Origin of the sequence: Vibrio sp. M250220, assembly GCF_036533795.1 — a bacterium.
Taxonomy (GTDB): Bacteria; Pseudomonadota; Gammaproteobacteria; order Enterobacterales; family Vibrionaceae; genus Vibrio.
On sequence record NZ_JATABI010000022.1, the window covers coordinates 40,223 to 53,199 of the forward strand.

10 protein-coding genes are annotated in these 12,977 nt (G+C 46.1%); 8 read left to right on the top strand and 2 right to left on the bottom strand.

What is annotated here, in order from left to right; translation table 11 throughout:
- Positions 1–2 precede the first annotated feature (2 nt).
- The 8 genes from QTN94_RS09790 (at position 3) to QTN94_RS09825 (ending at position 11,609) form a co-directional block, all read left to right on the top strand.
- Positions 3–1,028: an ABC transporter permease gene (locus tag QTN94_RS09790; RefSeq protein WP_331416882.1), complete on the top strand. Its 1,026-nt coding sequence runs from the start codon at positions 3–5 to the stop codon at positions 1,026–1,028.
- 2 nt (positions 1,029–1,030) lie between these two features.
- On the top strand, positions 1,031–2,014 hold the full coding sequence (locus QTN94_RS09795; protein ID WP_138972153.1) for an ABC transporter ATP-binding protein: 984 nt from the start codon (positions 1,031–1,033) through the stop codon (positions 2,012–2,014).
- Between the two features lie 41 nt (positions 2,015–2,055).
- On the top strand, positions 2,056–3,051 hold the full coding sequence (locus QTN94_RS09800; protein ID WP_331416883.1) for an ABC transporter ATP-binding protein: 996 nt from the start codon (positions 2,056–2,058) through the stop codon (positions 3,049–3,051).
- Between the two features lie 69 nt (positions 3,052–3,120).
- Positions 3,121–4,842: a glycoside hydrolase family 9 protein gene (locus QTN94_RS09805; RefSeq protein WP_331427539.1), complete on the top strand. Its 1,722-nt coding sequence runs from the start codon at positions 3,121–3,123 to the stop codon at positions 4,840–4,842.
- Position 4,843: 1 nt separating this feature from the next.
- Positions 4,844–5,719, top strand: a complete 876-nt coding sequence (locus QTN94_RS09810; RefSeq protein WP_331427540.1) for an N-acetylglucosamine kinase — start codon at positions 4,844–4,846, stop codon at positions 5,717–5,719.
- Positions 5,720–5,728: 9 nt separating this feature from the next.
- Positions 5,729–7,642, top strand: a complete 1,914-nt coding sequence (locus QTN94_RS09815) for a beta-N-acetylhexosaminidase (protein WP_331427541.1) — start codon at positions 5,729–5,731, stop codon at positions 7,640–7,642.
- A gap of 88 nt (positions 7,643–7,730) precedes the next feature.
- Positions 7,731–10,139, top strand: a complete 2,409-nt coding sequence (locus QTN94_RS09820; RefSeq protein ID WP_331427542.1) for a GH36-type glycosyl hydrolase domain-containing protein — start codon at positions 7,731–7,733, stop codon at positions 10,137–10,139.
- 57 nt (positions 10,140–10,196) lie between these two features.
- Positions 10,197–11,609, top strand: a complete 1,413-nt coding sequence (locus QTN94_RS09825; RefSeq protein WP_138972159.1) for a phosphoglucomutase/phosphomannomutase family protein — start codon at positions 10,197–10,199, stop codon at positions 11,607–11,609.
- Between the two features lie 226 nt (positions 11,610–11,835).
- Here QTN94_RS09825 and QTN94_RS09830 read toward each other — a convergent pair whose 3' ends face one another.
- Both QTN94_RS09830 and QTN94_RS09835 read right to left on the bottom strand, forming a co-directional pair.
- On the bottom strand, positions 11,836–12,249 hold the full coding sequence (locus tag QTN94_RS09830) for a hypothetical protein (protein WP_331427543.1): 414 nt from the start codon (positions 12,247–12,249) through the stop codon (positions 11,836–11,838).
- Between the two features lie 166 nt (positions 12,250–12,415).
- On the bottom strand, positions 12,416–12,538 hold the full coding sequence (locus QTN94_RS09835; protein ID WP_267967714.1) for a hypothetical protein: 123 nt from the start codon (positions 12,536–12,538) through the stop codon (positions 12,416–12,418).
- Between the last annotated feature and the right edge of the window lie 439 nt (positions 12,539–12,977).

Below are 12,977 nucleotides of genomic sequence, written 5' to 3' on the forward strand. Positions count from 1 at the left end.
TTATGAAAGATCTATTTAAACTGATTCTAGGTAACGCTTACGCTCGTACGGGCTTAACCATTGTTGTACTGTTCATTTTCATGGCGATTGCCGCACCTTTGATTACCAAACACGCGCCAGATAAGCGCACGGGCAATCCACATGAATACCCAGGTTTCGTCGTTAAGTCAGCCAAAGCAAATCCAGATGGCTGGATCGCACAAAACCTAGCTACCGATCGCCGTACTATGCTGTTGTCGAAAAAAGCAGATCACGTACTGGGTACTAGCCGTATGGGTCGCGACATCTGGTCACAACTGGTTTACGGTGCTCGTATCTCTCTAGGTGTTGGCTTCGGCGCAGGTATCACTGTTTGTTTCCTAGCGACGGTCATTGGTATCTCTGCGGGTTACTTCGGTGGCCGTGTTGACGATTTCCTGACCGCAGCAATGAACATCATGTTGGTTATTCCTCAGTATCCTTTACTGTTCGTACTCGCCGCCTTTATCGGTGAAGCAGGCCCGTTAACCATTGCCATCATCATCGGCTGTACATCCTGGGCATGGGGGGCAAGGGTAATCCGCTCTCAAACTCTGTCTTTACGTGAAAAAGAGTTTGTAAAAGCGGCAGAAGTTCTCGGTGAATCATCGTTCCGTATCATCTTTGTTGAAATCCTACCAAACCTTATCCCAATCGTAGGCGCGAGCTTCATTGGTTCGGTTATGTACGCAATCGGCATGGAATCTATTATTTCGTTCCTAGGTCTAGGCGACCCTAGCACCATCAGTTGGGGCATCATGCTTTACAACGTACAGACCTCTTCAGCAATGCTAATCGGCGCTTGGTGGGAAGTTCTTGCACCTTGTGCAGCCTTAACTCTACTCGTAACAGGTCTTGCTCTACTGAACTTTGCAGTTGACGAAATTGCGAACCCGCAGCTTCGCTCTCACAAAGGTATGAAACGCTGGAAAAAACTGGCTGAGCAGGACAAGAAAGAGCGTCAGCCAGAACTGCCACCACAAAATGCACTATGGAGCGGAGATAAATAATCATGACAGCACCACTCATTTCTATCCGCAACCTTTGCGTTGACTACATTACTGATGCAGGTGACGTACGTGCCTGTAACAATGTCAGCTTTGATATTGCACCTGGCGAAGTATTCGGCCTAGCAGGCGAGTCTGGTTGTGGTAAATCCACCGTTGCTTTCTCTCTGATGCGCCTACATAAGCCACCAGCGTTTATCACCGGTGGCGAGGTTATCTTCAATGGTGAGGACATCCTTAAATACAGCGATGAACGCATGCAATCGTTCCGTTGGAGCGAGATGTCCATGGTCTTCCAAAGTGCGATGAATGCGCTTAACCCAGTATTGACCATGGAAGATCAGTTCTGCGACGTAATCATGCGCCACACGAACATGACTCGTGAACAGGCTCGTAAACGCGCAGAAGGATTGCTTGAAATCGTAGATATTCACCCTAGCCGTTTGAATGACTACCCTCACCAGTTCTCTGGTGGCATGCGTCAACGTCTGGTTATCGCGATTGCACTGGCGCTAAATCCCAAAATGATCATTATGGATGAGCCAACCACCGCTCTCGACGTAGTGGTTCAGCGCGAAATACTGCAAAAGATCTACGCGTTAAAAGAAGAGTTTGGTTTCTCTATTCTGTTCATTACTCACGATCTCTCTTTGATGGTCGAGTTCTCAGATCGCATCGGCATCATGTATTCCGGTGAGTTGATTGAAGTCGCACCATCAAAGCAGATTCTGGAAAGTCCTTACCACCCTTACACCAAAGGTCTGGGTAGCTCTTTCCCTCCATTAACTGGCCCAAAAACGAAGCTTACTGGTATTCCAGGCAACCCACTTAATCTTCTAGAGATACCACAAGGTTGTCGCTTCCAAGCTCGTTGTGACCGCGTGCATGAAACATGTACTCAAGTCCCAACCGCACTAAGACAAATTGAGCCAAATCGTTTCTCTAACTGTCACCTCTATGGCGAGCCGATTGCACAGAGAAAACTCTAGCAAGACGCTGAGAAACAAAGAAAAGATTACTGGAGACAAATATGAGCAAAGATTTTGGCCAACTACTTGTTGAGGGAAAAAACCTTGTAAAGGATTTCCCGATCAACAGTAATGCCTTAAACCAACCTATGATGCGTGCTATCAACGACGTATCGTTCAAAATGTACAAAAGCCGCGGCCTATCCGTGGTGGGTGAATCCGGTTCGGGTAAATCCACTACAGCGAAGATGATCGCAAAAATGTACGCACCAACATCAGGTGTGATTGAGTACAAAGGCCGTGATATTCAAACCATCGATTCTCGTTCGGATCTGATGGCATACCGTGAAGGCGTGCAGATGGTTTGGCAAGACCCATTTGGCTCTCTAAACCCTACTCATAATATCTTTCACCATATTGCACGACCACTGCTTATCCACAAGAAGGTGTCACCTGGCAATAAGAAGGAACTGGAAGAGCGCGTTTATGACCTGCTTGAACAAGTTGGTCTGATCCCGCCAAAAGAGACATCACAAAAATTCCCGCACCAGTTATCAGGCGGTCAGCGTCAACGTGTCAACCTTGCACGTAACATCGCGGTAGGTGCAGAAGTTGTGCTCGCCGACGAACCAACATCAATGCTGGACGTATCGATTCGTGCAGGTGTCCTAAACCTGATGGAAGAGATGAAATTCGAAAAGCAGATGTCTCTGCTTTACATCACTCACGATATCGCAACCGCTCGTTACATTGCGGAAGATCTGGCAGTTATGTACGTGGGACACATGGTTGAATGGGGAGATACTGACGAGATCATCCACGATCCTCAACACCCATACACGCAACTCTTGGTCTCAGCAGTACCAGATCCAAGTAAGTCGATTCACGAAAAACTCAAAGGTAACAAAGGCGAGATTCCGTTGTGGACACCAGCCTCAGTGGGCTGTCCATTTGCCGGACGCTGCCAACACGCTACTGATAAGTGCAGTGAGAAATTACCAGAAGTCACTCAATTGTCTGACAACCACTTTGTGCGTTGTTACCTATACGAAAAATAATGCCATAAGAGCCAGGAGCGCAAGCTCTTGGCTCAACAACTCAATCACCCCCTATTTTCGGAGATTTTGATGCTGCTACTTACTAACCATATTGGTTATGAAGCCCTTGGGCCAAAGCAGGCTGTTTTGATGACACGTAAAGCACGTCTTTCATCTACCACTGCGCTGTTAGTCTGTGCTGATAGTCACCAAACTGTCGCAACTTTTGCTGTCGAAAAAGGCACAAAAGTGGCCAATTGGCACCAAGGGAATTTTTTCCGCATCGAGTTCTCATCATTCGAACGCTCAGGTCGTTACTACCTGCGTGTCGATAACCTACGCTCTGAAGTTTTTAGCATTGCACAGGGATTACTGTTGAACACCACGCTTTCAGATGTCCTGCACTACTTTAAGTCTCAGCGCTGCGGCGGACACTTTGACAAGCAAGATCATTCGATCCCTCTGCTTGGCTCAGAGACTCGCGTTGACGTACACGGTGGCTGGTATGATGCATCCGGAGATGTGAGCAAATACCTTAGTCATCTCTCTTATGCCAACTATCTCAACCCTCAGCAGACCCCTATGGTGGTCTGGAATCTACTTCAAGGGTTAGAACAACTCGAAGAGAATGAGCAAGTCGCTGCATTTACTAAAGTACGCATGACAGAAGAAGCGCTGTTTGGCGCAGACTTCTTAGTTCGAATGCAAAATGAACAAGGCTTTTTCTATATGACCATTTTTGACAAGTGGTCAAAAGACACCAAGCAACGCGAAATCTGTGCATACGAAACACAGCAAGGGCATAAATCAGACGATTTCCAAGCCGGCTTCAGACAAGGTGGCGGCGTTTCAATTGCCGCTTTAGCCGCTGCGTCACGCCTTGATGAAAGCGGTGAATACTCATCGAATGATTACCTTGAAGCCGCAGAAAAAGGCTACTGGCATTTACGCGAATGCAACACGCAATATCTCAATGATCAGCAAGAGAACATCATTGATGAATATTGCGCCCTACTTGCCGCCGTCGAGTTGTACAAATCGACACAGAAATCAGAGTACTTAAGTGAAAGTCGTCAATGGGCTGCAAAGCTTCACAACAGGCAGTGTAGCGATGACCGCTTTGAACATTTCTGGTCAGCAAACCAAGACGGCTCTCGCCCTTATTACCATGCCGCAGAAGCAGGTTTACCCACCCTTGCTCTATGCCACTATTTATCGATTGAAAACGACCCACAACAGACGGCTATCAGCCAATCTGTTGTACAGCGAAGTGTTGAGTTTGAACTGGCGATTACTCAAGCGACAGCCAACCCATTTGGTTACCCACGCCAATATGTAAAAGGTGTGGGAGAACAAAAACGCGATGCTTTCTTTGTCGCCCAGAACAACGAAACAGGTTACTGGTGGCAAGGTGAAAACGCCCGTTTAGGTTCCTTATGTGCAATGGCATTTTTCGCACTACCGCATATCCAAAACCAAGAAACCAAACAGCAACTGCTGCGTTTTTCTCAAAACGCTTTGAACTGGATCCTTGGTCTCAACCCATACCACATGTGCATGCTTGATGGACACGGACACAACAATCCTGACTACCTTCCTCAGTATGGATTTTTTAACGCAAAAGGTGGTGTCTGTAACGGTATCACCGCTGGCTTTGAAGATGCACAAGATATCGCTTTTAATCCGCCGGGACAAAAAGACGACATGTTGCAGAACTGGCGTTGGGGGGAGCAATGGATCCCACATGGTGCTTGGTACCTATTGGCTGTAATTACTCAATTTAGCCACTTTTCTCAGCAAGAGGAGCAGTAACATGACGCTTTACTATGTCGGGATAGACGGTGGCGGTACTTCATGTCGAGCACGCATTCGCGATGCGGCAGGTCAGTTGGTCGGTGAAGCCAAAAGCAGCAGTGCCAATATCTTACTGGGTGTCAACGTCGCCATGGAGTCGATTATCGATGCGATTGCTCAGGCAGCCACGCTTGGTGGCCTGACAGAAGCCGATTTCAGCAAGATGCATGTGGGTTTAGCTTTAGCAGGGGCTGAGCAAAAGTCTGCATGGCAAGATTTTATGGCACAACCTCATCCTTTTGCTTCCGTCGTACTCAATACCGATGCATACGGTGCTTGTATCGGTGCCCATAACGGTGACGAAGGCGCCATTATGATTGCAGGTACGGGTTCGTGCGGTATCTATCTTAGCGGTAATCAGCAGCATGTGGTTGGTGGTCGTGAGTTTCCGATATCTGACCAAGGTGGTGGCGCAGTTATGGGTCTACGCCTAATTCAACAAGTATTGCTGGCTGACGATGGTATCGTCGAGAAAACGCCACTTGCCGAGCATGTTCTTGGCCACTTCAACCATGATATCGACCAAATCGTCACATGGTCTAAAAGCGCGTTACCACGCGACTATGGTCAGTTTTCCCCTGCGATTTTCCACTATGCAACCCTAGGCGACAGCCTTGCTATCTCAATGCTTAAGCAGACGGCTGCTGACATTGAGATGTTCCTAGTCGCTCTACACCAAAAAGGAGCCACTCGTATCTGCTTGATGGGTAGCATTGCTGAGCGAATCAAGGCTTGGCTATCACCTCCGGTACAAGCTTGGGTGGTTGACGCTCAGTTTGATGCCATTGAAGGTGCCCTTATGTTCGCGGCTAAACCCGAACATAACTTGTATTAAGGATCTGTCATGAGCTTTCGTGTCGAACTCGCCGTTCTAGCTGAACAAAAACAGTTTTGTCGCTTTGGCTTAACTGTCCATAACCTTTCTGATCAGGATCTTGCTCAGTGGCAGCTCCAATTCATTACTGATCGCTATATTCTGCCAGACAGTTTCACTAACGGGACGATCAAGCAGATCGGTAGTTTCTGCACCGTAGTGCCTGAATGTGACATTCTGACGGCTAATCAACACTACTACTGCGAGTTCAGCATCAACACGGCGCCCTTGCGTTTTTACACTGATGGGTTCAAAGATGCCCTGATCATTGCCAACGACGGTGCAACGCAGTACCCAGTAACCTTAACGCCGATAGCGCTTGCCTCTCCCTATAGAGAGCGCACCCAATTGCCAGAGGTCGAGAGTAGGTCAATTGCATTGATTCCTAGACCTCACAAAATTGAGCAACTGGACGGAAGTTTTCGACTGACTCGTTCCAGCCAAATAACATTGCAAACTTCGCTGGCTGAAAAAGCCGCGACGTGGCTGCAAGTTGAACTTGAGCGATTGTTTGAGTTTACAGTACAGACCATCGGGCAAAGCGATATCGTGTTTCGCAACAATCCAACCCTTGACGAAGGTGAATACCATCTTACCGTCAGTGGAACGGGGATCAGACTAGAATCAGGGTCACATGCAGGTTTTGTTCATGCCAGTGCCAGCTTGCTTCAACTCATTCAATTCAGTGAGCAAAATAAAGAGTTATCGGTACCTTATGTAAAAATTCATGATGAACCACGCTTTAAATACCGTGGCATGATGCTTGACTGTGCACGTCACTTTCACTCGGTGGATATGGTCAAACGGCTGATTAACCAATTGGCACACTACAAGTTTAATACCTTCCATTGGCATCTCACTGATGATGAGGGCTGGCGAATTGAAATAAAGGCATTTCCTCAACTAACCGAGTTGGGAGCCTACCGCGGTCCAGGTACCGTGCTGGAACCACAATACAGTCACTTAAATCAACGTTACGGCGGTTACTACAGCCAAGAGCAGATTAAGGACGTCATCACTTACGCGCAAGAACGAGGCATCAACGTCATTCCGGAGATTGATATCCCTGGCCACTGCCGTGCGGCAATCAAATCACTACCAGAGTTGTTGTGCGATCCTGCTGATCAATCCCAATATCACAGTATTCAACATTATGACGATAACGTCCTATCACCAGCTTTGCCTGGCACTTATCAGTTTTTAGACAAGGTACTAGAAGAAGTTTCTGAACTCTTCCCTTCTCCTTGGGTACACATTGGTGCTGATGAAGTCCCTGCTGGTGTCTGGCTAGAAAGCCCTGCCTGTCAGGCGTTGATGGCTCAAGAGGGCTACCAAAACGCTAAAGAGCTACAAGGACACCTACTCCGTTACGCAGAACAGAAACTGCGTTCACTGGGTAAACGTATGGTCGGATGGGAAGAGGCTCAACACGGTAATAAAGTCAGCAAAGACACGGTTATCTACTCTTGGCTGAGTGAAGAAGCGGCTCTTAACTGCGCTAAGCAAGGTTTTGACGTCATTCTCCAACCGGGTCAATCCACTTATCTCGACATGACTCAAGATTATCGTCCAGAAGAGCCTGGCGTTGATTGGGCGGCAGTGATCCCACTGGAGAACGCCTACCGCTATGAGCCATTGGCGCAAGTGCCAGATAGCGATCCGATTCGCAAACGTATTCTAGGAATTCAGTGTGCACTGTGGAGTGAAATTGTCACTCACCAGTCACGATTGGATTACATGATATTCCCAAGACTCACTGCGCTGGCTGAAGCCTGCTGGACTGACAGAGCAGGTCGAGATTGGCTCGACTATCTATCACGGTTGAAAGGCCATTTACCTTTGCTCGACAAACAGCAAATCGAATATCGCCAACCGTGGAATTAACAAAGGTGCAAATGCATGGCATTTGCAGTTTTCTCTAGCATTAAAGTTTTGGCTACCAAAGTGGTAGCTTGGTAAAAAGGAAATTAACATGAAATACGGCTATTTCGATAACGACAATCGTGAATACGTCATTACTCGACCTGACGTCCCTGCACCATGGACGAACTATTTAGGCACAGAGAAATTCTGTACGGTTATCTCGCATAACGCGGGGGGATACTCTTTCTACAACTCGCCTGAATATAACCGTGTTACTAAATTCCGCCCGAACGCGACATTTGATCGCCCAGGGCACTATGTGTACCTGCGTGATGACGAAACTGGTGATTACTGGTCAATCTCATGGCAACCAGTAGCGAAAAGCCTAGACGAGGCGAACTATGAAGTTCGCCATGGTCTTTCATACTCGAAGTTCAAGTGTGAGTACAACGACATCACTGCAACCAAGACACTATTTGTTCCTAAAGGTGAAGATGCAGAAATTTGGGATGTTGTGATTAAGAACACTTCAGACAAGCCTCGCACTATCAGCGCCTTCTCGTTTGTTGAATTCTCATTTAGCCACATTCAGTCGGACAATCAGAACCACCAGATGTCTCTATACTCGGCAGGTACGGCATACAAAGATGGTGTGATTGAATACGACTTGTATTACAACACCAACGATTTTGAAGGATTCTACTACCTAGCTTCTACATTTGAACCAGACTCTTACGATGGTCAGCGTGACAGCTTCCTAGGTTTATACCGCGACGAAGCAAACCCGATTGCTGTAGAGACAGGTAAATGTTCGAACAGCGCTCAAACCTGTTACAACCACTGTGGTTCACTGCATAAACAATTCACGATTCAACCGGGTGAAGAAGTCCGTTTTGCTTACATTCTGGGTATCGGTAAAGGCAACGGCGAGCGCTTACGTGCTAAGTATCAGGATCTAGCAAACGTTGACGCAGCATTTGCTGGTATCAAAGCTCACTGGGACGAACGTTGTTCTAAGTTCCAAGTCAAGTCACCAAACGAAGGCCTCGATACCATGATCAATGCTTGGACTCTTTACCAAGCTGAAACATGTGTTGTCTGGTCTCGTTTTGCTTCCTTCATCGAAGTAGGTGGTCGTACTGGTCTTGGCTATCGTGATACCGCTCAGGATGCAATTTCAGTCCCACATGCCAACCCTGCGATGACACGCAAGCGCATTGTTGATCTTCTTCGTGGTCAGGTAAAAGCGGGATACGGTCTGCACCTATTCGATCCAGACTGGTTTGATCCTGAAAAAGCTGACGTTAAGCCTTCAAAATCACCAACAGTCGTACCGACACCATCAGATGAAGATAAGATCCATGGCATCGAAGATACTTGTTCTGACGATCATCTATGGCTCGTTCCTACCATCTGTAAATACGTAATGGAAACAGGTGAACACAGCTTCTTTGATCAAGTCATCCCATACGCAGATGGCGGTGAAGCAAGTGTTTACGACCATATGAAAGCCGCTTTAGATTTCTCTGCTGAGTACGTAGGTCAAACTGGCATCTGTAAAGGTCTGCGAGCAGACTGGAACGACTGTCTAAACCTAGGTGGCGGTGAATCTTCAATGGTTTCTTTCCTCCACTTCTGGGCACTGCAAGAGTTTATCGACCTTGCTAAATACCTTGGCAAAGACGCTGATGTTGCTAAGTACACCGAAATGGCAGCTAACGTACGTGAAGCGTGTGAAACTCACTTGTGGGATGACGAAGGTGGTTGGTACATCCGTGGCCTAACTAAGAACGGCGACAAGATTGGTACGGCACAACAGAAAGAAGGCCGTGTTCACCTAGAATCAAACACACTCGCGGTTCTATCTGGCGCGGTATCGCAAGAACGTGGTGAAAAAGCAATGGACGCCGTAGATGAGAACCTGTTCTCTGAATACGGTCTACACCTAAACTCACCATCATTTGCAACGCCAAACGACGATATTGGTTTTGTTACTCGCGTTTACCAAGGCGTGAAGGAAAATGGTGCGATCTTCTCGCATCCAAACCCTTGGGCATGGGTTGCTGAAGCTAAGCTAGGTCGCGGTGACCGTGCAATGAAGTTCTACGACGCACTGAACCCATATAACCAGAATGACATTATCGAAAAACGTATCGCTGAACCATACTCGTACGTTCAATTCATCATGGGTCGAGACCACCAAGATCATGGTCGTGCTAACCACCCTTGGTTAACAGGGACTTCTGGTTGGGCTTACTTTGCAGTGACCAACTTTATTCTGGGTGTGCGTACTGGCTTCGATGGTCTAACGATTGACCCTTGTATTCCAACTAGCTGGCCAGGCTTCGAAGTAACTCGTCAGTGGCTTGGCGCAACCTACAACATCAAGGTTGAAAACCCGAGCTCTGTAAGCAAAGGCATCAAGTCAATCACAGTGAACGGTCAGGCCGTGGAAGGAACATCTGTACCGGTTCAGCCTGAAGGCAGTGTAAACGACGTGGTGGTTGTGCTTGGTTAATCACCAGCAATGAGCCTCTTTCGAGAGGCTCATTACTTTCAATAAAGGATTATTCATATGATCAAATTTGGTACTGGTGGCTGGCGTGCATTCATAGGCGAAGAGTTCACCAAAGATAATGTCCGTTTAGTGGCACAAGCGGTTGCCAATATTATTAACCACGAGAACGTTGCCCAACGTGGCTTTGTGATCGGTTACGATCGACGTTTCCTGTCCGACAAAGCAGGACGCTGGTTCGCGGAAGTTCTCGCGGCTAACCGCATCAAGGTTAGCTTTATCGACAAGTTCGTTCCGACGCCAATCGTCATGTTCAAAGCTAAAGAGATGGGCTGTGCGTACTCTGCATGTATTACCGCATCTCATAACCCAGCCGATTACAACGGCATCAAAGTGTTTATTGAAGGCGGACGTGATGCGGATGAGATCATTACTGAAAAGATCGAGTCTCAAGTCGCCACCTTGACTCAACAACAAGTTCAGTCCGTCGACTTTGAGCAAGCCGTCGAAGACAAGTTGATCGAAATTATCAATCCGATGAACGAATTCGTTGACTCGATCATCGACTTTATCGACATCGAGGCAATCAAAAAAGCCAATCTAAGAGTGTTGATCGATCCCATGTTTGGCGTGGCTAAGAATGCGCTACAAACCGTGCTGATCAACGGTCGATGTGATGTTGATGTGATCAACGACGGTAAAAACCCAGACTTTGGTGGATTAATGCCGTCTCCAAGTGCCGCAACCTTGTACCGTCTAAAACACCTGGTCGCAGCTGAAGGATACGATATCGGCATTGGTACCGATGGTGACGCAGACCGTTTAGGCATTATCGATGAGAAAGGGAACTTTATTCATCCAAATGAAGTTCTGATGCTGCTCTACTACTACTTGCTCGAATACAAAGGCTGGAAAGGCTCTGTCGTGCGTAATATTGCGACCACTCATCTGCTCGATAAGATCGCGGCTGATCATGGTGAGAAGAGCTTTGAGGTACCCGTTGGTTTCAAACACATTAGCTCACAGATGGAAGCCGATGACTCTCTTATCGGTGGCGAAAGCTCAGGTGGTTTAACGATTCGTGGTCACATCAAGGGCAAGGATGGCGTTTTTGCTTCAAGCTTACTGGTCGAAATGATCTCCGTTACAGGCAAAAAGCTTTCTGAGCTGCTTAACGAAATTTATGGTAAGTACGGCTATGCCTACACGGCGGAAGGCGATTGCACATTCAAGCCAGCGCAAAAACAAGCTCTGTACGACAAAATCTACGTAGAAAAACAACTGCCTCAATTTGAGTTCGAGATTGATAAAGTGAGCTACGAGGATGGGGCAAAAGTTTACTTTAAAAACGGTGGTTGGGTGATTGCACGTTTCTCTGGAACTGAACCACTACTGCGCATTTTTGCCGAAATGGAAGATAAACAGACAGCGGAATGTGTTCTTCAACAAGTCAAAGAGTTTTTGCAATTGTAATGCTCTCATGACCCATCCTACCCTATAGGTGAAGAACACTTGCCCGGCTTAATCGCCGGGCTTTTTTTGTTGCAACATCTTGGAGTTCTACACCGAAACCGCCGAAATTTCCGCTCTGATATTTTCATGATCTTTGCCAACTTCAATAACACCATCATCATTAACTATTTGAGCCAACGGCTATTGCTCTGTGGTTAAGAAGACTATGATTATCCTCGAAATAGCATTAATCACATGTTTCCGGTGGAAGAACGTACGTTCTGCTTGAGTATTTAAGTGTGAGCTCTCTCTCAGATGTGCATTCTATGTAGTTTGATATTTTTACTTTATCCCTTAACGAGGTATCTACATAATGTCCTATCAGAGCACCAATTAATGCACCAAATAGCATTAACCTTAGAGTTAATCTAGGGAGTTGAATACCTGTAACAATATTGAGTAATGCCATTGGGATAGAAGGAAGGAAAAAACTAAATAATACAAATGACGATGTATTGTTAAGGTATCCCGACACCTTTATTACGGGTTCAATTCCTACACCTTTCACGCTATGAATCAAATCATAAATTCCCAACCCACACCATGCCGAAAACCCTATAAAAAATATTAAAAATGTAAGCTTTTTTAATAAATCTATCATGCTAATCAATTAAAGACTCTACTGTTTCTTTCATAGGTTTGGTGAATTGGTGCTGATTATCCAAGTCAGATATATAGCCCCCGATCTTAAATGCTGAATAAGCAAATAAACCTAATCCAATTGTTGATCTGTGGTTAAGAAGACCATGATTATCCTCAAGATAGCGTTAATCACACGTTTCTGGGGGAAGAACGTACGTTTTGCTTGAGTATTTCAATGCAAACTCTCGTTCAGATGTACATTCGATGTAGCCTTTTTCATCAAGTTCTTTCTTTGTGATTGTTGTCATTGTCCATCCTGCTATAAAGCTAATCAAAACCATTCCAGATAAGATGAACAGAATGATCTTAGGCATCCATCTTAGAGACTTACCAGTGAGAAGAACTACGATCGTGAATGTTGTTACTATCAAAGTGATGCTAAATAATGCGAATAATGAAGCGTTGTTGAGGGCACTATAAATTGTAACGATGCTTTCGTAAGCAGTTAAGGTATTGATTACTTGCAATGAAAAGTAACCAAATATTGATAGAAATGGAGCCAAGAATAAACCAAGGTATAGAAATACCTTGAAGCGGTTAATTTTCATCAATCAATCTCTCAATTTCTTTTTTCATTGGTTCCGTCCAAAAACTAAGTTGGTAAATAGTCGAATTTTCCTCACTTTGGAATCTAACCTCATTTACTGCTTTTAGGAGTCTTTATTGTTGAGATAGAGCAGTTACATC

Coding starts and splice junctions, on each gene's coding strand:
- QTN94_RS09810 (WP_331427540.1), top strand. CDS start 4,844: ATGACGCTTTACTATGTCGGGATAGACGGTGGCGGTACTTCATGTCGA.
- QTN94_RS09820 (WP_331427542.1), top strand. CDS start 7,731: ATGAAATACGGCTATTTCGATAACGACAATCGTGAATACGTCATTACT.
- QTN94_RS09800 (WP_331416883.1), top strand. CDS start 2,056: ATGAGCAAAGATTTTGGCCAACTACTTGTTGAGGGAAAAAACCTTGTA.
- QTN94_RS09790 (WP_331416882.1), top strand. CDS start 3: ATGAAAGATCTATTTAAACTGATTCTAGGTAACGCTTACGCTCGTACG.
- QTN94_RS09825 (WP_138972159.1), top strand. CDS start 10,197: ATGATCAAATTTGGTACTGGTGGCTGGCGTGCATTCATAGGCGAAGAG.
- QTN94_RS09835 (WP_267967714.1), bottom strand. CDS start 12,538: ATGACAACAATCACAAAGAAAGAACTTGATGAAAAAGGCTACATCGAA.
- QTN94_RS09805 (WP_331427539.1), top strand. CDS start 3,121: ATGCTGCTACTTACTAACCATATTGGTTATGAAGCCCTTGGGCCAAAG.
- QTN94_RS09795 (WP_138972153.1), top strand. CDS start 1,031: ATGACAGCACCACTCATTTCTATCCGCAACCTTTGCGTTGACTACATT.
- QTN94_RS09830 (WP_331427543.1), bottom strand. CDS start 12,249: ATGATAGATTTATTAAAAAAGCTTACATTTTTAATATTTTTTATAGGG.
- QTN94_RS09815 (WP_331427541.1), top strand. CDS start 5,729: ATGAGCTTTCGTGTCGAACTCGCCGTTCTAGCTGAACAAAAACAGTTT.